This is a genomic window from Kribbella steppae (genome assembly GCF_004342025.1).
GTDB lineage: Bacteria > Actinomycetota > Actinomycetes > Propionibacteriales > Kribbellaceae > Kribbella > Kribbella steppae.
The window spans coordinates 1,008,256-1,026,575 of the sequence record NZ_SLWN01000001.1 but is presented as its reverse complement, the minus strand read 5'-3'; the positions used below and the strand labels follow the sequence as shown (position 1 = coordinate 1,026,575).

Genomic DNA, 18,320 nt, shown 5'->3' with positions numbered 1-18,320 from the left:
AACTCCAACGGAAACGCTTTCGGCATGACAGGCATCCTTCCAGCGAGGACCTAGTCCTCACAGGTCAGGAGTCAACCGAACCGGGGGCAGTCCCGCCGAAGTCGCGGCGCTACTAGACCTAGATTCGGCAACGCGCTGGTACAGCCAGCCATGTAGGCGACCGCTCATCAGGCCTTAGGCTTCTTGGGCTTCGAGGGTTTGCCGTCTTTGCGAGCCTTGCTGGGTTTGGCCGGGGCTTGCTTACTGGTGGACGTGGAGGACGGTGTCGCGTCGGCAGCCTTCGGTTGTGTCTGTTTCTGTGTGTGGGGTGTGGGGCGCGTTGTGGTGGCGGTGTGCCCTGGCGGCGTTGTGCTGGGTTTCGGTGCCGGTGTGGTGGCGCTCGAGTCGGGGGACAGGTTGTTTAGGACTGGCCGCTCGGTGGTCTGGCCTTCGAGCAGGATTCCGGCCGTCCCGGCAAGTCCGAGCGCCAGCGTCGCACCGGCGGCGGCGAGCACCTTCCGGCGCCGAGAACGTGGCGGCGATGGCGCCGCGACTTCGGTGATCGCGTCTTGGGTGATCGTCTCGCCCGCGACGACGGCGGGCGGCGTCGCGCCCTGCGCGATCTGGGCGGCGGTGGGTCGCTGCGCTGGATCCTTGGCGAGCAGCCAGAACAGCAGCGCCTCGAAATCGCCGGCCAGTTCCGGGTGCAGATTGCTTGGTGGAGCCGGCTCGGTCTGGACGTGCTGGTACATGATCGAGGCGGGGTCTTCGGCCGTGAAGGGCGGATGGCCGGTGACCAGGTGGTACAGGACGCAGCCGAGCGCGTACACGTCCGAGGGGCCCTCGGCGGGCTTGCCCAGCGCGCGTTCGGGAGACAGGTAGTGGCTGGTGCCGACGATCTGCCCGGTGGCCGTGAGCGTGGTCGTGGTGTCGTTAAGAAAGCGAACGATGCCGAAGTCGGCCACCTTCACCTGACCGTCGTCGGTCAGCAGCAGATTGCCGGGCTTGATGTCGCGGTGGACGACGCCCATCCGGTGCGCAGCCGCGATCCCGGCCGCCGCCTGCCTGATGATGTCGACGGCCCGCCCGGCCGGCAGGGGTCCGTTTCGCCGGAGTTCCTCGCTGACGGTCGATCCCTCGACCAGTTCCATCGCGAGGAAGTAGCCGTCACCGTGGGGGCCGAAGTCGTAGGCGGCGACGACGTGCGGGTCGGTCAGCATCGCGGCCGCCCGGGCCTCGCGCTCGAACCGTTCGACCGCGGCCACGGTCTCGGGCACCGGCAGTAGAAGCTTGACCGCCACCTCCCGGCCGAGTCTTTGGTCCGTGGCGCGGTAGACCTCACCCATCCCCCCGCGTCCCAGCGGCTCACCGAGCCTGTAACGCCCGCCCGCGAGCCCAGTGGCACTCCCAGATGTCGTCATCAAGGACCTCGGTACCCAGCCCCAGAACCCCCATGCGGTCGAAAACGGCGGGCACGTCGTCTGGTGATCCCCCTACGGTTGTCCCGCCGATTGTTGAACAGCCCCATCCGAGCTTGGTGGATACGAGTTCGGATGGCGCAGCCAGCTGATGGTGTCATCGGCGTTGTGGACGCGGCCGGTCCTTGGCCGTCGCGCCGGGCGTAGATCCAGGCGCCGAGCATTCCTCAGGTAGGAGGATCGACCTCTTATGGTGCTTCGAAGGCGGTGACTCGATTGCGGCCTCGGCGCGGTTGGTGCTGTTTCCTGGAAGGCTAGGCGGCTGAGCGGGCCTGCAGTTCTGAACCACCCAGGCTGGCGGGGACCTGTCCGTACGCATTTGGGTCGCCTGGTGCATCACCGGTTCCCCGAGGGGTACCTCACACCGAAGGCCGGCAGCGCGATGACGGCCCGGTACTGGAGGTTCGCGCTGTAGAGGCTGACGGTTCCGACCGCGACGTTGTTGACGTACACCCGCACCGAACCACAGGTCGCACACTTCGTGGCCACGATGGCGACCCGGCTGAGCGCTGCTCCGTGCGGCTGAGGTAGACGCCCGCCTTCGTCGTCACGGTGATAGTCAACCTCGTCGCCGGCCGGCTCTCGCTCGCAGCAAAGACCAACTCACGCGACTTCCGGAAGTAGCACCCGGTGACGACGGCCACGGCGCTTGTTGGGCGGTTCGCCACTGTTGTGAGCGTTCTTCGACTTGACCCGCGCGGCGAGGTTCAACTTGACCAACCGCCATTGGCTTCTGTTCGGAACCGCGTTCATCCACGTGTGGCTCACGCCGTTCATCCACCACGGGGGAGGCGACACATCGGTTGTGTTGGCGAGGCTGGCTAGATCTGTTCCAGCGGGCTCTCGGAGATGCGTGGTGGTCAGGAACTTCCGCGGAAAGATCGGGATCGATGTGCGGGACTCGACACCGGACTGGGATGCCTATGCTGCTCCTCAACCGCCGGGGGACGCCCCCAACGTTCTGGTGGATATGCGGTAAGCCTGCCAGGAGTTGACCGTTGGAAGGCCCGATTCATGACGGCTCGCCGGCTACGCAGAACTCGTTGCCCTGAGGGTCCGCGAGGACGAACCAGGTCTGACCGAACTCTTCGCGTGCGGTCGGAGTCAGTCGAGAGGCCCCCAGCTTTTCCAGACGGCTTTCACCTCCAGCTCAACGTCGTCTGCCAGCAGGTCGAGTGCATCCTGTTCTTGACAGTCTTGGGCTCTTCAGCCTGTTGAAGAGTGAGAGCAACATCGTGCCCACCCAGCGAGACGTACCGGCCTTCGATGACGCCAACCACGACGAACCCCACGGCGTCCCGCCAGAACCTCGACATGCGGTCCAGGTCAGCGCAGTCGAGCGTGAACTCGATCCTCACATCGACATTCTCCACCGGCGAGGCACCGACATAGGTTCTCCGGTTCGGCCTCCGAATTGAGACCCGATCGGGCTGTCCGCCCGGCGCCTGGCCGCCACCGCGCCGGGTCCGTGACGTGGCCTGGGTGGTTTTGCGTTCTCCGACCAGGGGTTGAGCGGCCTCGTACTGCAGCACGACCCATTGGGCGGGGCGTGGTCTTACCGTGGCTGGGTGAGGAGTTTGCGGCATCGTCGAGGGCAGGTCCTCGACGTGTTGGTGGTCGTGGTCGCGGTGGCGGCGTCGGTGGAGATCGCGCTGGCCGGTCTTCCGCGGGCATGGTGGCTGCTGGTGCCTGCGGCGCTGCTGTATACGTTGCCGCTGCTGCTGCGCGGGAGATGGCCGTTCGCGATGCCGGTGGTCGTGGTCGTCGTCCAGGTCGTGGTGTCGTTCCTCGACGTGCCCGGTGGGAGGCGCGAGAACTGGGGCGTGGTGGCGTACGTGCTGGCCTTCTGGGTCTTCGCCGCGTACAACCCGCTGCGGCTGGCCGTCGCTGGGCTCGGTGTCGCGCTTGCCGGGGTCGTCGTGGTGACGTTTGAGGATGTACGGGTGCCGGCGGATGAGGCGTGGAGCGTGGCGCTGGTGGGATCGCTTACCTGGCTGGCGGGGGTGGTGCTTCGGCGGCGCGGCCTGCATGCCGAGGAGGCCGAGGAGCGTGCCGCGGCGCTTGAGCATGATCATCGCGAGACCGAGGCGGCGGTGGCCGATGAGCGGGCGCGGATCGCGCGCGAGCTCCACGACGTGGTCGCGCACAGCGTCAGTGTGATGACGGTGCAGGCCGGGGCGGCGCGGATGCTGCTGAACACCGATCCGCAGCGCGCCGTCGCGCCGCTGCTGGCGGTGGAGGAGACCGGGCGGCAGGCGCTGGCGGAGCTGCGGCGGCTACTCGGTATTCTGCGCACGGATGAGGGCGGGAGGGGTCTGGTCCCTCAGCCCGACATCGGCGACCTGCCGGGCCTGGTCGAGTCCGTCCGGGATGCGGGCCTGCGCGTCGAGATGGTCGAGGCCGGTGAGGTCCGGCCGGTGGCGCCCGGCCTCGGTCTGGCCGCGTACCGGATCGTGCAGGAGGCGCTGACCAACGCGCTCAAGCACGCGGGCGCCGAGCATGTTGTGGTCACGGTGACCTACGGCGCCGAGCGGCTGGGCATCGAGGTCCGCGACGACGGTCGTGGGGACGATGGGGCCGCGGGCCATGGTGGCCATGGCCTGGCCGGCATGCGGGAGCGAGCGACGGTGTATGGCGGCGTCTTGGCGGCCGGCCCCGAGCCGGATGGTGGTTTCGCCGTCCGGGCCAACCTTCCGATCGAGCGGGCAGTGCCGTGATCCGCGTTCTGGTGGTCGACGACCAGGCACTGCTGCGGGGCGGGTTCCGGCTGATCCTGGAGTCGCAGCCCGGTATCGAGGTGGTCGCGGAGGCGGCCGACGGTCGTGAGGCGCTGGCGAAGGCGCGTGAGCTGCGGCCCGACGTCGTACTCATGGACGTGCGGATGCCCGGCATGGACGGGCTGGAGGCGACGCGGCAGCTGCTGGCCGGCCGTGAGCCACCGCGTGTCCTGATGCTCACCACGTTCGACCTCGACGAGTACGTCTACGACGCGCTGCGGGCCGGTGCGAGCGGGTTTCTGCTCAAGGACGTGCGACCCGAGCAGCTGGCCGATGCCGTGCGGGTCGTGGCCGACGGGGAGACGTTGCTGGCGCCGGCGATCACGCAACGCCTGGTCCAGCAGTACGTCAGACGCGCGCGGCCCGGTACGACCAGACCACCCGGCTTGGACACGCTGACCGACCGCGAGGTCTCGGTCCTGCGGCTGATCGCGCGGGGCGACTCGAACGCCGAGATCGCCGCCGGGCTTTTCCTCAGCCAGACCACGGTCAAGACCCACGTCGCCCACGTGTTCAGCAAGCTCGGGCTGCGCGACCGGGCCCAGGCCGTCGTGGTGGCCTATGAGTCCGGACTGGTCGAACCGGGCGAACCGCTGCCGTGACCGGCGCACAGAAACCAGCCGAGACCAGCCGGTACGCCGGAAGTAGGCCTGGCGCCGCTGTCTCATCCGCGAGGACGAGCAGCTGCTGACCACAGGAGGACGCGGCGACACGCGTCCGAGCGCATCCTCGACGTCATGATCACTGCACAAGAACTGTCCAAGCGCTACGGCCCGACCACCGTCGTCCACGACGTGTCGTTCAGCTGCGAGCCCGGCACCATCACCGGCTTCCTCGGCCCCAACGGGGCCGGCAAGTCGACAACGCTCAGGATGATCACCGGCCTGACCCGACCCGACCGCGGCACAGCGACGATCGACGGACGCGCCTACGCCGAGCTCGGCAACCCGTCGCGGGTCGTCGGCAGCCTGCTCGACGCCTCGGCGATGCATTCGGGTCGCAGCGGCAGAGCGACGCTGCGCATCGCGGCCGACCTGGCGGGCGCCGGGCGCGGCGAGGTCGACCGGGTACTCGAGCTGGTGGGGCTGTCCGGCAGGGCCGCCGACCGCAGGGTCGGCGCCTACTCGCTGGGGATGCGGCAGCGACTGGGCATCGGTCAGGCGCTGATCGCACGACCCCGGGCGCTCATCCTGGACGAGCCGGCCAACGGGCTCGACCCCGACGGCATCGCGTGGATGCGGACCCTGCTTCGCGACTTCGCCGGGTCCGGCGGCACCGTGTTGCTGTCGAGCCATCTGCTCGGCGAAGTGCAGGCGACCGTCGACCGTCTGGTGATGATCGCCTCGGGCCGGGTCGTCGCGCACGGAACGCTCGACGACCTGCTCACCTCGACGGGCGTCGTCGTCCGCGCCACCGACATGCCGGCGCTGCGCACCATGCTCGACCGGGTCGGCGCAACCCATCACCTCCACGACGACGGCGCTGTGCTGGTCGAGCACGACGACGATCTAGACGCCGAACGCATCGCACGGTTGGCATCGCAGGCGGGGGTGCTCCTGGTCGAGCTACGCCACAGCGACCGCGCGGGCCTGGAACAACTCTTCTTCTCACTCACCGGCGGCGCCGGGTCGCCGCAAACCCTGGAGACAGTCCGATGAACACCCTTCTCGCCGCGACCACCCGCACCGACACCGTGCCGTTCCTGCGACTGCTCAGGATCGAGTGGCGCAAGAGCGCAGACACCCGCGCCGCCCGCTGGATGCTCGTCGTGATCACAGTCCTCGTGGCCGGCGCCACCGCGGTGCCGCTGCTGCTGCCCGCCCAGTTCCCGCAGGCGTGGCCGGGCTATCTCGGGCCGGCCGCCCTGGTGCTCGCGCTGCTGCTCCCGGTCGTTTCCATCCTCACCCTGACCAGCGAGTGGGGACAGCGAAGCGTCCTGGTGACCTTCACCCAGGAACCGCGCCGCGTACGCGTCGTGGCTGCCAAGGTGCTCAGCGGGATCCTGCTCTCGCTGCTCGGATCGGCCTACGCCCTCGCCGCGGCGGCTGGGGCACTTGCGCTGTCCGATGGCCTGGGTCGCCAGGTGACCTGGCACCTGCCATGGAGGTACGTCATCGGTTTGGTCGCGTTCGTACTGCTGAACAGCCTGCTCGGCATGGCATTCGGCGCCCTCCTGCTCAATACACCGGCCGCCATCGTGCTGTTCTTCGTGCTCCCGACCATCTGGACCCTGATCTCCTACGGCTGGCTGGAGAAGGCGGGCAGGTGGCTCGACACCACTCAGACATTCAGATACGTGCTCGAGGCAGACTGGCGCGGCCACGGTGGCCCGATCCTGGCCTCGATCGGCTTCTGGATCGTGCTGCCACTCGCGCTCGGAGCCCTGCGAACCGCACGCCGCGAAGTGGCCTGACCATCCGCAGAAACCGGCCACCGCCTCCGGAGCCGCCTCACACCTTGCGGTCCGGCGGCAGTCCGCCGGAGCGTCTCCCACGACTCTCGGGGCCGGACGGCCGCGGCAACCATCAGCCCGGGACCGCGTGGGTTAGCGTCGGCGTCCGAGAATGGTCGCACGCTAGCCGCGCAGGCGCTTCAGCTGGCTCACCGAGTCGCCGAACCGCGACTGCTCTACCGAGCATCAACTGCAGCGCCGCGCGGCGTCTTCAGGCGAATTCCGCAGTTGTCGGGAACTTCTCCCGGCCAGACACGGGATCAACGTCGGCCCGACGAGGTTCAGCAGAAACAAGCAACATCAGGAGCCGAGTAGCAGCGGCGAGCGCACACGACGCGGCGAATGCCCTAGGAATAAAGGGGTTTCCGGCGACAGGAGCAACATCAAGCAGATCCCACCGCCAGCGCCCGGCGCGGGAGCTGGCGGGGCGAGTTCCCCGGAAGGTCTAGTGGCAGTGGAAGAACTCGTTGACCGTGCCGTCGGGCCGGGCGTTGAAGTGATCGACCTGATGGGTGTTGATCGTCGATCCGTCCGAGCCGGTGGCGTGGAGGTTGAACGTGAACGTTCCGTTCACGGTCGCCCCGTTGGCGTTGAAGCCTCCCCAGATCGTGACCTTTCCGGTGTAGCTCGGCAGAGTCGGGTCCTCCAGCGGCACCGCGACGAAGGTGCCGGTCTGGGTGAAGGTGTCGTGCTCGCGGCCGTCATCGAAAATGGTCGAGTGCATGATCAGGTTGGTGGTGGTGGTGATGGTGTAGAGAGGTCCTTCCTCCACGCAGTTGGAGTTGGGAACAATGTCGACGAAGGTCTCGACAAGGTTCTTCTGGGTAGTGGTCTCGGTGACCGGCGGCGCGCCGAACGCGGGCGCTCCGGCAAACAAGAAACCCGCGATCAGCAGGCCGACCATCAGCAGCAGGCGACGAAGCATTCCATGCCCCCTCTTGCGATATGGAGCTCTGTGCGCCGGGCGGTTGTGACGTTACTCGCGCCCGGCCGGCGGAACCAGGGCTGATCCGGGGCTACGCCAGCGACTCCTGACGAGTTGACCGACGCCCATGGGTGGAGGTCGTCATCCCGTGGTCGTAGTTGCACAGGTAGTTGCAGTTCACCCCGATCCGCGCACCTCCCAGGGATACAACAACCAGGTGACGAGCGCAGTGCAGACCGTGACGAACCGCCCCCCGGACAGGGCTGACCCTACGCGGGCGCGCGGTCATTTGATCGGAAGGCCAGCACGCCGCTCACGAAGAGGATCCATAACAAGAAGACCAGGAAACCGACGAAGCCGATGGCCAGTGGGAGCAGTACGGCGGTGACGACGCTCGACCAGCCGAGCCAGCGGGGCAGCACACCGTGGCGCAGCGCAGCAACAGCCACCCCGGCCGTCAGCAGGATCGCGGCGAAGGCGCCGCAGACGAAGAGTAGGAAGCCGGCGTTTTCGAACAGCCGGCGGGTGTTCGGCTCGAGCTCAAACTCCGCATCCGTCGCCGAGAACGCCGTCGCGCGGGAAAGCGCGTTCCCACGAGGATCAACACCGAGGCGGCCAAGCCCCCCGCGAAGGCGACCCGCGCCGCCAGTGGCCCGATGACGCGCCGCGCGGGGCGGTGACGACGTTCTGCGCCGAGTATCGCGGACACGAGGATCAACAGGCTCATTAGCGGTCGGCACCGCTCAAAGAGAGCCAGAAGTGGCACCACCAAGCACCCCAGATGTGTCACCGATGTCTTGACACAGAACCGTCACCGATGTCTGCGACATGACAAGGGTGTGCCCCGACAGGTGACCCAGTCCTCGAACATATGTGCCGTCGAGATCGCGCCCCAGGTTCCGATGGGCAGGGGTGCTCTCGGCATGTCAGGCCTCCAACCGGTACGACGGCTGGCCGCTCAACGCCTGTGGGCGCGGAGAATCCGAGAAATCAGCAACGTTGCGAACCGATGTGATGTGACGCACAGTCACGATCAAATGAAGGGCGAGCAGGCAGCCTGGGTCTTCGGAGGCAAGAGGTAGGACGAGCGCCGACGGATCAGCTCGGGGCGGAGATCCGGGAAAGTGGTGCGTAAGTGGTGCGCGGCGGGCACGAAGAAACCCAGGCCAACGCTGTGACCTGGGTGTTTGTGCGCCGCCAGGGACTCGAACCCCGAACCCGCTGATTAAGAGTCAGCTGCTCTGCCAATTGAGCTAGCGGCGCTTGTCGTGCTTTCGAACGATGAGGATCGTAGCAGGGCGGGGAGGGAGATGCGAAATCGGTTACGTCAGGGGTGCTGGGAGAGCAGGGACATGGCGGCGTTGTGGCCGCCGAGGCCGGAGACGGCGCCGCCGCGGCGGGCGCCGGAACCGCAGATGAGGAGGTTGGCGACGTCGGTCTCGGTGCCCCAGCGGCCGACGTCGGCGTCGTCGGTGGCCCAGGGCCATTGCAGGTCGCCGTGGAAGATGTGACCGCCCGGCATCCCGACGGATTCCTCGATGTCGTACGGCGTCTTGGCCTCGATGCAGAGGTTGCCGTCGACGTCGCGGGCGATGCAGTCCTCGAGCGGCTCGGCGAGGTATGACTCCAAGCCGGCCAGCACCCGGCGAGTGGCCTCGGCCCGGGCCGCGTCGTTGTCGGAGGCAAACAATCGGGCCGGGAAGTGGACGCCGAAGACGGTCAGCGTGTGGTGGCCGGAGGCAACCAGTGCCGGCGACAGGATCGACGGATCGGTCAAGGAATGGCAGTAGACCTCGGACGGAGGCACTGCAGGCAACTCGCCACTCAAAGCTGACTGGTACGCCGACTCCAGTTGGCTGTAGTCCTCGTCGATGTGGAACGTCCCGGCGAACGCCCGCCGCGGGTCGTCGCCCGACTTCAGCGCGGGCAGCCGGGAGAGCAGCAGGTTGACCTTGAGCTGCGACCCCTCGGGCTTGTCGCCGACCGGTCGGCCACGCAACGCATCCAGCGTGGCAGGCGCGACGTTGGCCAGCACATATGAACAGTCGACGGACCGCTCCCCGTCGCCGCCGAGCCAGGTGACCGAGGCGCTGACCCCATCAGCTTCGACCCGAGTCACCGACGCGTTGGTGATCAGCGACGCACCGGCCTGCCGCGCCGCAGCCGCCAAGGCGTCCGTCACCGCGCCCATGCCACCAACTGGCACCCGCCACTCACCAGTGCCGTTGCCGATCAGGTGGTAGAGGAAGCACCGATTCTGGATCAGCGACTCGTCGTGCAGGCTCGCGAACGTGCCAATGACCGAGTCCGTAGCGACCACACCGCGGACGGTGTCGTCGGCGAACCGCCGCTCGACCGCCTCACCGAACGGCCGCTCCACCAACTCGTCCCACAGCCCGGCATCGACACGGGAGCGCAGCTCAGCAGCCGACACCAACGGCTCGAGCAACGTCGGCGCAATCGCCGCCGCCAGGGAGCCAACTGCGCCGTAGAAGGCAGTCCAAGCGTCATAGTCTGCGTCGCTTCCAGTGAGGGCCTCGAACGACGCCCGCGTCGCTGCGCCCTCGGGCCGCTCGACCATCAGGCCGACGTCGCGGCCTGAGCGTCGTACCGGCGTGTACGACGCGACTCCTCGCGACCGGAGCTCCAACGACAGGCCCAGGTCGGCGACGATCTTGTCGGGCAGCAGGCTGACCAGGTACGAGTACCGCGACAGCCGCGCGTCCACGCCCGGGAACACCTTCTGGCTGACCGCGGCGCCACCCGTACGGCGCTGCTGCTCGAGCACCAGCGTGGACAGCCCGGCCTGGGCGAGGTACGAGGCGGCGACGAGTCCGTTGTGTCCGCCGCCGACGATCACGACGTCGTAGAAGTCCTTCATCCGACCGGCCAATCAAGCTTGTGGTACGCGGCGTCCCAGAACATCCATTCGTAGCGGCACGTCGTACTGAAGTGCCGATGACAACGCTCCCGCTCCGACGCGCTCACGTCCAGCCCGTCGGTCACCGCCAGCACCGATTCGACTACCGCGTCGAACTCGTCCGAGCCGTACGTCTCGATCCATTGCCGGTAGAGCGGGTCCGGCGACGACCGCTTCAGCAGCTCGCGGCCGACGTCGCGGTAGATCCAGTAGCAGGGCAGTACGGCGGCCACGGCCTCGGCGTACGTACCCGTCGCACACACCGCGGTCAGATACGACATGTACGCCGTCGTCGTCGGACCCGAGCCGGCCGCGTCGACGTCGGCCTCAGTCAGACCGAGTGAGCCGAGCAGCGAGGTGTGCAACGAGCGCTCTACCGCGATCGCGTTGGCGGCGTGCAGCGCGAACATGCTGACCGCGTCCTCGTCGAGCGCGCGGCCGGCAATCAAGGTCAGGGCGCGGGAGTACGAGCGCAGATAGTGACTGTCCTGAACGATGAAGTAGCGGAACGCGTCATGATCCAGCGTGCCGTCGGTCAGCCCGGTGATGAACGGGTGCCGGACGATCTGGTCGTACACCGGCGCCCCGCCGCGGTCCCACAGCTCGCTGGAAAGCGTCATCCCCAACTCCCTCGCCGTCGACTGCGACGACCTTATCCACAACGTGGCATGACAGCACGAGACGAAAGTCACTCGGCCGCTCTACGCTGAGCCATGACCATCCAGGGGGAGCGGGCTGACGCGACGGTCGAGATGCCGCCCGACACCCCCTTGCTGCGCCGGATCCGGGCCTCGGTGATCGGCGACGATCAGGTCATGCCCGGGCCGTACGGTCCCCGCCGGGTCACGTACGCCGACTACACCGCGTCCGGCCGTGCTCTCACCTTCCTCGAGGACTTCATCCGCGAGGAAGTCCTGCCGCGGTACGCGAACACGCACACCGAGTCCAGCGGCACCGGCCTGCAGACCACCCGCCTACGGGAGGACGCCCGCCGGATCATCAGCACCAGCGTCGGCGGCGACGACGAGACCGCGGTGATCTTCTACGGCTCCGGCGCGACCGGTGCGATCGACAAGCTGATCGGCATAATGGGCCTGCGCATCCCGGCCGAGCTCGACGACACCTACCACTTCACCGACCAGATCCCGCCGGCGCAGCGGCCGGTCGTCTTCATCGGGCCGTTCGAGCACCACTCCAACGAGCTGCCGTGGCGCGAGTCGATCGCCGACGTGGTCGTGATCAGTCAGGACCACGACGGCCACATCGACATCGACCAGCTCGAGTCGCGGCTGGTCGAGTACGGCGACCGCCCGCTGAAGATCGGCTCGTTCTCCGCGGCCAGCAACGTCACCGGGATCGTCAGCAACACCCGTCGCGTGTCGGCGCTGCTGCATCGGTACGGCGCTCTGTCGTTCTGGGACTGTGCGGCCGCGGCGCCGTACGTGGAGATCGACATGTACGGCGGCCGCTCCGAGGACCCGCTGGCCTACAAGGACGCGATCTTCCTGAGTCCGCACAAACTGATCGGTGGTCCGGGGACTCCCGGCGTACTGGTCGCCCGTCGCGAACTGCTGCACAACCGGGTTCCCGACGTACCGGGCGGTGGGACGGTCGCGTACGTGAACCCGCTCGAGCACCGCTACCTCGACGATCCGGTGCATCGCGAGGAGGGCGGTACGCCGGCGATCATCGGGTCGATCCGGGCCGGGCTCGCGTTCCAGCTCAAGCAGGCGGTCGGGATCGACGTGATCCGCGCGCACGAGGACTGGTATCTGCGGCGTGCGGTCGAGGCGTGGAAGGCGGAGCCGAACATCCAGATCCTCGGCAACCTCGACGCCGAGCGGTTGTCGATCGTGTCGTTCGTGCTGAAGGCGCCGTCCGGGCGGTACCTGCACCACAACTTCGTCGTCGCGCTGCTGAACGACCTGTTCGGCATCCAGTCCCGCGGTGGGTGTTCGTGCGCGGGTCCGTACGGGCACACGCTGCTCGGGATCGACCTGGAGCGGTCGCACGAGTTCGCCGAGGAGATCCTGCACGGGTGCGAGGGGATCAAGCCCGGCTGGGTGCGAGTCAACTTCAACTACTTCATCTCGGAGGCGGTTTTCACGTACGTCGTGGAGGCAGTGAAGCTGGTCGCCCACGACGGTTGGCGGCTGCTCGGTGACTACCGCTTCGACCCAGCGAACGGCCTGTGGCGCCACCACCGCGGTCCGGTGGAGCCCCCGATGCGCTTGTCCCAGGTCGGGTACGACGCCGACGGCACGCTGCGCTACCCACGCCACGACCACACGGCCCCGGAGTCAGCCCTCGAGGACTACCTGGCCGAAGCCCGCGAACTCCTCTCCACCTGCCAGGAGAACCCCGACCGCGAAGGTCATGTGAACGCGGACTTCGACCACCTTCGCTGGTTCGACCTACCGTCGCGTTGCCTGGCGGACCGGCCGGGAGGTCAGTCGTAGGTAGTAGCCGTCGGCATCGAACAGCCGGAAGTCCCGCAAGCCCCACTCCTGCAGTTGTACGTCGCCCTCCACCGGCCAGCCGGTCGTGCGCACTCGCTCGTACTCGGCATCGATATCGTCCACCTCGAGCACGATCTCGGTTCCGGTCGGCACCTGCCGTGCCGCTGGATCGACCGGCTCCGCAGTGGCGCCGATGCCGATCCGCGCGGTGCCGCGGCCCATCCACAGGTAACGGGGTTGCCGGGACAGTTCCTCGAATCCGAGGACGTCCCGATAGAACTGGCCGGCCCTGTCGAGGTCGTGGGTGAAGACCTCGATCCGCAACGTCATCTCCATGGTCCGATTCTCAGACCTCAAGTCTCCTTGAGATCAAATCGGCGGCTGCGAGTGCCTGGTTGTTGTCTTTGGCAATCACTTGTAGGCCGATGGGGAGGCCCGGAGTCGGTAGCGGGATGGTGATTGCGGGGTGTCTGGTGAGGTTGGCGAGGCGGGTGTTCTTGAGGAGTTGGGCGCGGACGGCTAGGGACCCGGCCGGATCGTCGACGGCGTCGATCGGTGGGGCTGTGGTGAGGACAGTGGGGGTGATGACGGCGTCGACCTGGTCGAGAAGGTCGCTCATGGCGGCGGTGATCTCGGTTGCCTTGGTGCGCGCGGCGTCGTACCGGGTGATGGGGACGGCTGCGGCCTCGCGGAGTCGTTCCTGGACGTCGGGTTGGTAGAGGTCGGTGTTGCGGCCGGCGTGGTTCGCGGCCGCTTCTGGGCCTTGGAGGTCGGCGGCGGTCTGGAAGCTCTCGGCCCAGTCGGGGAGGCGTACGTCGATTGTCGACAATCGGCTGATCGCGGTCGACCAGGCGGCGCCGACTTCGGGGGTGTAGTCGAGGTACTCCTCGTTGACGACCACACCTAGTCGCGTGGCGCTCGGTTGGACGGCTTCGGTGGTGCCGGTCAAGGCTGCGATCGCGTACGCCGCGTCGGCGACGGTGGTGGTGAGTACGCCGACGTGGTCGAGGCTCAGCGCGAGCGGGAAGACCCCGTCGATGGGCAAGGTGCCGTACGCCGGCTTGAAGCCGACCACTCCACAGAGCGCGGCCGGGATGCGGACGGAGCCGGCGGTGTCGGTTCCGATCGCCAGCGGGACGATCCCGGCCGCAACGGCTGCTCCGGCACCGGAGCTCGAGCCGCCGGTCATCCGGGTCGGGTCGTGCGGGTTGCGGCATGGGCCGACCCGGTTCGACGTACCGGTGCAGCCGTAGGCGAACTCGTGCGTGTGGCTCAGGCCGATGACGATCGCGCCGGCCGCCCGGAGTCGCGCGACCACCTCGGCATCGCGTTGGGCGATCTCGTCCATCGAGGCCGATCCACAGCGGTACGGCAGGCCCTCGACTTCGATGATCTCCTTCACCAGAACGGGTACGCCGGCAAGCGCGCCTGCCCGGGTGTGGTTGGCCGCAGCCTTGCGGGCGCCGTCCGCGTCCAGGTGCACCACGGCGTTCAACTGCTTGGAGTCTTCGGCCCGCTGCAGGGCCTGTTCGACCAGGAGGACGGGGTCCAGTCGGCCGCTGCGCACGCCCTCAGCGATCTCGGCGAGGCTGCTCATGCGCTGACCCTGTGATCGGCGGCGAGTTCGGCCGCCAGCGCGAGTGTTGCGTCGTCCAGTGGTTGCGGGCTCGTCGCGCCGTACGCATCGAGGACATGTTGCTCGACGGTGTCGACAATCAGCCCAGGCACCTCGGTCGAGAGCGAACCCACCGAGGCCGGATCGAACGGAAGCTCCAGCTGTCCATAGACCTCGGCCAACAGAGGTTGGAGACGCACGTCGTCGCCCACCACTATCAGCGCGCTGAACAGCCAACCATTCCGTACGACGCGCTGGCCGGTCCCCACCAGTTTCACCACACCGCGCGCGTTGACGCTGTGCGCACCCGGACAGTACTCACCGGGCACAGCCCCGACCCGCGCGTCGATCCCGAGGCTCTGCAGCACGTCGGCGTACCTCAAACCGAACTCCTTGAACCGGGTCTCCAGCCCTTCGGGTGCCAGCCGCTCATGCTTGACGTGGTCGACCACCACGGCCTCATTCGTGTACGCGACCGGCCGCCCACCCACTGCCCGCACCAACGGCTCGAACCCAGCCGCCCGAGCAGCACGCACCGCCGCCACGAACCCAGGCAGCCGCGTGTCCCGCCGCCCAAACACCACCACCGGCGCCGCCGGCCGATAGACCCGTAGCGCCTCCATCACCGCACCGTCCGACGCCCGCCGAACCAACGCATGCCCAACAGCCAACTCCAGGGCCTCATCGCCAACCCCGCCAGAGAACACCAACACACCGCCATCGTGTCACGCACTCCACCGACCGCGTGTGAAACTGATCGCCGTGGCGAGGTGGGGAATCGGCGAGCAGGCCTGCACATGAGCGAGAGTCGGCGGGTGATGGGCGTTGACGCCTGTAAGAAGGGGTGGGTGGGGATCTGCGGCGACCTGCGGGGGTACTTCGGGACGTCGATCGGGGAGTTGGTTGCGGCGGCGGAGCGGGATGGGGCTCTTGCTGTGGTGGGGGTGGACATTCCTATTGGGCTGCCGTTGGTGGGCGTGCGGCAGGCTGATGTGCTGGCTCGGAGGCTGGTGGGGAGACGGGCGTCGTCGGTGTTCTCGACGCCGGTGAGGGAGGCGCTCTTGGCAGCCACCCATGCTGAGGCGACGGCGCTGAATCTGCGGGCGACCGGGAAGGGGCTCAGCCAGCAGGCTTATGCGTTGGCGCGGAAGATTCTGGAAGTCGATACTTGGGCGCCGACGGCCGGTTGTGTGGTGATCGAGGTGCATCCGGAGGTCTGCTTCGCGACGATGGCGGGGCGCCCGTTGACGCATCCGAAGTCGACCTGGGCCGGCGGGGAGGAGCGTCGGCAGCTACTGGCGAGCGCTGGCATGCAGGTGCCCGCCGACATCGGCCGTGCGGGGGAGTTCGCGGCAGTCGACGATGTGCTCGACGCGGCTGCGGCGGCCTGGACGGCCAGGCGTTATGCGGAGGGCCGTGCCGTCGCCTATCCCGAACCTCCGGAAGTGTTCGGTGACGGGCTGCCCGCCGCCATCTGGGCCTAGCGGGCGCCCGCGTTGCGGAGGAGGTCGGCGATCTCGTCGTACCCGCGGGTCTCGGCGTGTTGTAGCGGAGTGACGCCGTCGCTGTCGGGGAGGGACGGGTTGGCGCCGGCCGCAAGGAGGATGCCGACGATCTGCTGCCAGGGTTCCGTGCCCTTGCCGAGGATGACGGCTTCCAGGAGAGCGGTCCAGCCCAGGTTGTTGACGTGGTTGACGTTGATGGGCGTTTGGACCACTCGGCGGACGTAGTCGACGTGGCCGCGTTCGCTGGCGGGGATGACGGAGATGCCGCCGAAGCGGTTGCGGAGGTTGAGGTCGGGGTTTGCCGGCAGCAGGGCCTCGAGCATGGCGACGCTGCCGGTGACGCCGGTGACCAGCCAGGGGGAGTCCTGGCGGTCGTCTTGGGCGTCGGGGTCGGCGCCGCGTGCGACCAGGAGGCGGGCCACGTCGACGTGGTTGTTCAGGGATGCGAGCAGGAGTGCGGTACGGCGGTGCTCGTCGCGCGACTCGAGTGGAGCGCCGGCCGCCAGTGCGGCTGCGACACGGTTGGCGTCGCCGGCTTCGGCTGCCGCGAGCAGAGCTGCAGGAGCCTGGTCGCGGGGTGGCAGCTTGGACGCGAGTACGGCGGCAACCTGGCCACGGGCAGCCTGCACAGGCGTCGTGCCGTCGCGCTCAGCCGGTAGGTCGCGGTCGGCCCCAGCTGCGATGAGTAGGCGGACTGTGTCGACGTACCGAGGGCTGCCGTCGCCGAGGAGGACTGCTTCGTGCAGGGCGGTCCAGCCGAGGCGGTTGACGTGGTCGACGGTGACACCGGCGCGGAGCAGTCGGCCGACCACTGCGGCGTGGCCGCGCTCGGCTGCCCGGATGAGCGCCGTACCGCGGTAGCTGTCGAGACTGCGGACGTCGGCGCCGTTCTGCAGGGTCAGCTCGAGCAGGTCGAGGTAGCCCTCGCTCGCGGCGATCAGGAAGGCGCTCTGCAAGGTGTCGTCCACCGCGTTGACGTCAGCGCCTGCCTCGATCAGCCGGCGGGCGGTGGGTACGTCGTTCTTCCAGGCTGCGGCGATCAGCTGCTGGTCGGCTTGCTGCACGGCGGAGGTCCTCGGGGTCGGGGCTGGTGCGGTCACAGAGGGGGAGCAGGCTGCCGCCACCAGGATGGCGGCAGCCAGGGCAGTCAGCCGCATCATCCGCGTGGCGGGGTCAGCGCGACGACCTCGTACGGCGGTACGGCGACCTGCTCGTCGAACTTGCTGTCGACGAGTAGCAGCCTGCCTTGTGCGAGCTTCGCGGTAGTGAACACCCGGGCCGGGTCAGTCGGAGTCGCCGAGACCAGAGTGCCCGTACGTCCGTCGTACGACAGTCGCAGCGTGCTCAGCACCCTGGAGAAGTTCCGCACCACCCACAGTTGGTTGCCGTCCCGCACCAGGCCGTCAGCGTTGACCAGGTCCGCCGCGCCTGTGTCGACAGCCGAGACCTTGCCGGTCCGCAGGTCGAACCGCCACAGCTTGCCGACGTTGCCCTGGGCGACGACCAGTGCACGGCGGTCTGGTGACACCACGATGCCGCCGAGGTTGAACCCGGTCTGGGTCGGGATCGTCGCAGCGGCGTCCACCCAGGTCCGCACGGTCCAGCGGCCGTGCCGCTCGGTCACCCGGAACACCTGCGGCGCGTTCGAGTTGGTTAAGTACGCCGCTCCGTCCGGACCGATCACGACGTCGTTGAGGAACGCGTTGGCCACTCCGGTACGCAGAGCGGCCAGCAGCCGGCCGGACCGGTCGTACACCCACAGGTCGGGCTCGCCCGGGTGATCGATGCCGTTCGGTCCACCGGCGACGTACACCCGGCCCTGCGAGTCGACAGTCACGCCGCGGGCGGTCCAGCGGCCGTCAGTACCGTCACCGCGCAACCACTCCGTCGCGGCCGCGGAGCGGAGCTGTGCGCGGTGGATCTCGCCACCGGTCGTCTCCGACACGTAGAAGCGCTGTGTGCGTACGTCGTACCCGATGCCCTCGAACTTGGACCCGCCCGCGTCACCGGGCAGCTCGTAGCTGGACGGCCGGGCGGACGCCGTGGGTACGCCGACGCCGAGCAGTACGGCGGACAACGCCAGGGTCGCGGACAAGGAGCGGACGGACATGAGGACCTCGCTTCAAAGGTAGTGGATGTTGTCCAGCCTGCTCCGTATGTGGCGCGGGTACGACGGGCGTTCGGGGACGATCGGATAGCCGAACGGATGA

The 18,320-nt window shown here is 68.1% G+C and carries 19 protein-coding genes and 1 tRNA gene; 6 read left to right on the top strand and 14 right to left on the bottom strand.

Annotated features, from left to right (window positions below; translation table 11 throughout):
- Window positions 1–167: 167 nt before the first annotated feature.
- The 4 genes from EV652_RS04810 to EV652_RS45710 all read right to left on the bottom strand — a co-directional run bounded on the left by EV652_RS04810 (window position 168) and on the right by EV652_RS45710 (window position 2,815).
- Window positions 168–1,400, bottom strand: a complete 1,233-nt coding sequence (locus tag EV652_RS04810) for a serine/threonine-protein kinase (protein WP_132207675.1) — start codon at window positions 1,398–1,400, stop codon at window positions 168–170.
- Window positions 1,401–1,793: 393 nt separating this feature from the next.
- Entirely contained in the window at window positions 1,794–1,946 is a 153-nt protein-coding gene (locus EV652_RS43935; RefSeq protein WP_158441092.1) for a hypothetical protein, read from the bottom strand.
- A gap of 523 nt (window positions 1,947–2,469) precedes the next feature.
- Window positions 2,470–2,589, bottom strand: a complete 120-nt coding sequence (locus EV652_RS46115) for a VOC family protein (protein WP_158441093.1) — start codon at window positions 2,587–2,589, stop codon at window positions 2,470–2,472.
- Window positions 2,590–2,596: 7 nt separating this feature from the next.
- Window positions 2,597–2,815 (bottom strand): VOC family protein, encoded by a 219-nt coding sequence (locus tag EV652_RS45710; protein WP_132207674.1) that lies wholly within the window; start codon window positions 2,813–2,815, stop codon window positions 2,597–2,599.
- A 249-nt stretch (window positions 2,816–3,064) separates the two neighbouring features.
- On the opposite strand from EV652_RS45710, the gene EV652_RS04800 reads away from it, so the two are divergent.
- From EV652_RS04800 to EV652_RS04785, 4 genes are all read left to right on the top strand, one after another.
- Window positions 3,065–4,174 carry a sensor histidine kinase gene (locus EV652_RS04800; protein WP_132207673.1) on the top strand — a complete coding sequence of 370 codons (1,110 nt, stop codon included), beginning with the start codon at window positions 3,065–3,067 and terminating at the stop codon, window positions 4,172–4,174.
- Complete coding sequence (locus tag EV652_RS04795) at window positions 4,171–4,836, top strand: response regulator (protein WP_132207672.1); 666 nt, start codon at window positions 4,171–4,173, stop codon at window positions 4,834–4,836. Before EV652_RS04800 ends, EV652_RS04795 begins: the two co-directional genes overlap by 4 nt.
- A 135-nt stretch (window positions 4,837–4,971) precedes the next feature.
- The gene (locus EV652_RS04790; protein ID WP_132207671.1) at window positions 4,972–5,892 is read left to right on the top strand and encodes an ATP-binding cassette domain-containing protein; all 921 of its coding nucleotides are present in this window, start codon (window positions 4,972–4,974) and stop codon (window positions 5,890–5,892) included.
- Window positions 5,889–6,647, top strand: coding sequence for an ABC transporter permease subunit (locus EV652_RS04785; RefSeq protein ID WP_132207670.1), 759 nt, complete (start codon window positions 5,889–5,891; stop codon window positions 6,645–6,647). The genes EV652_RS04790 and EV652_RS04785 overlap by 4 nt, the downstream gene beginning before the upstream one ends.
- A gap of 484 nt (window positions 6,648–7,131) precedes the next feature.
- On the opposite strand, the gene EV652_RS04780 is transcribed toward EV652_RS04785, so the two are convergent.
- The 5 genes from EV652_RS04780 to tenA all read right to left on the bottom strand — a co-directional run bounded on the left by EV652_RS04780 (window position 7,132) and on the right by tenA (window position 11,151).
- Window positions 7,132–7,611, bottom strand: a complete 480-nt coding sequence (locus EV652_RS04780) for a hypothetical protein (RefSeq protein WP_132207669.1) — start codon at window positions 7,609–7,611, stop codon at window positions 7,132–7,134.
- Between the two features lie 269 nt (window positions 7,612–7,880).
- Entirely contained in the window at window positions 7,881–8,351 is a 471-nt protein-coding gene (locus EV652_RS04775; RefSeq protein ID WP_132207668.1) for a hypothetical protein, read from the bottom strand.
- Window positions 8,352–8,801: 450 nt separating this feature from the next.
- A tRNA-Lys gene (locus tag EV652_RS04770) sits at window positions 8,802–8,874 on the bottom strand.
- Window positions 8,875–8,938: 64 nt separating this feature from the next.
- A complete protein-coding gene (locus EV652_RS04765) occupies window positions 8,939–10,492 on the bottom strand; it encodes a phytoene desaturase family protein (RefSeq protein ID WP_132207667.1) in 1,554 nt (517 codons plus the stop codon).
- Window positions 10,489–11,151 (bottom strand): thiaminase II, encoded by a 663-nt coding sequence (gene tenA, locus EV652_RS04760; protein WP_132207666.1) that lies wholly within the window; start codon window positions 11,149–11,151, stop codon window positions 10,489–10,491. The genes EV652_RS04765 and tenA overlap by 4 nt, the downstream gene beginning before the upstream one ends.
- A gap of 93 nt (window positions 11,152–11,244) precedes the next feature.
- On the opposite strand from tenA, the gene EV652_RS04755 reads away from it, so the two are divergent.
- A complete protein-coding gene (locus EV652_RS04755) occupies window positions 11,245–12,990 on the top strand; it encodes an aminotransferase class V-fold PLP-dependent enzyme (protein WP_132207665.1) in 1,746 nt (581 codons plus the stop codon).
- On the opposite strand, the gene EV652_RS04750 is transcribed toward EV652_RS04755, so the two are convergent.
- From EV652_RS04750 to EV652_RS04740, 3 genes are read right to left on the bottom strand one after another with little or no spacing between them, the layout of a single operon-like run.
- Entirely contained in the window at window positions 12,946–13,326 is a 381-nt protein-coding gene (locus EV652_RS04750; RefSeq protein WP_132207664.1) for a VOC family protein, read from the bottom strand. The two genes, EV652_RS04755 and EV652_RS04750, sit on opposite strands and share 45 nt — an antisense overlap.
- A gap of 10 nt (window positions 13,327–13,336) precedes the next feature.
- Entirely contained in the window at window positions 13,337–14,587 is a 1,251-nt protein-coding gene (locus EV652_RS04745) for an amidase (protein ID WP_132207663.1), read from the bottom strand.
- Window positions 14,584–15,318: a lipoate--protein ligase family protein gene (locus tag EV652_RS04740; RefSeq protein WP_132207662.1), complete on the bottom strand. Its 735-nt coding sequence runs from the start codon at window positions 15,316–15,318 to the stop codon at window positions 14,584–14,586. The genes EV652_RS04745 and EV652_RS04740 overlap by 4 nt, the downstream gene beginning before the upstream one ends.
- 84 nt (window positions 15,319–15,402) lie before the next feature.
- Between EV652_RS04740 and EV652_RS04735 the strand changes: the two genes are divergently transcribed.
- The gene (locus tag EV652_RS04735) at window positions 15,403–16,089 is read left to right on the top strand and encodes a DUF429 domain-containing protein (RefSeq protein ID WP_158441091.1); all 687 of its coding nucleotides are present in this window, start codon (window positions 15,403–15,405) and stop codon (window positions 16,087–16,089) included.
- Here the strand turns inward: EV652_RS04735 and EV652_RS04730 are convergent.
- Window positions 16,086–17,174 (bottom strand): ankyrin repeat domain-containing protein, encoded by a 1,089-nt coding sequence (locus tag EV652_RS04730; protein WP_242001546.1) that lies wholly within the window; start codon window positions 17,172–17,174, stop codon window positions 16,086–16,088. The genes EV652_RS04735 and EV652_RS04730 overlap by 4 nt on opposite strands.
- 92 nt (window positions 17,175–17,266) lie before the next feature.
- A complete protein-coding gene (locus EV652_RS04725) occupies window positions 17,267–18,220 on the bottom strand; it encodes an SMP-30/gluconolactonase/LRE family protein (RefSeq protein WP_132207660.1) in 954 nt (317 codons plus the stop codon).
- Window positions 18,221–18,320 lie beyond the last annotated feature (100 nt).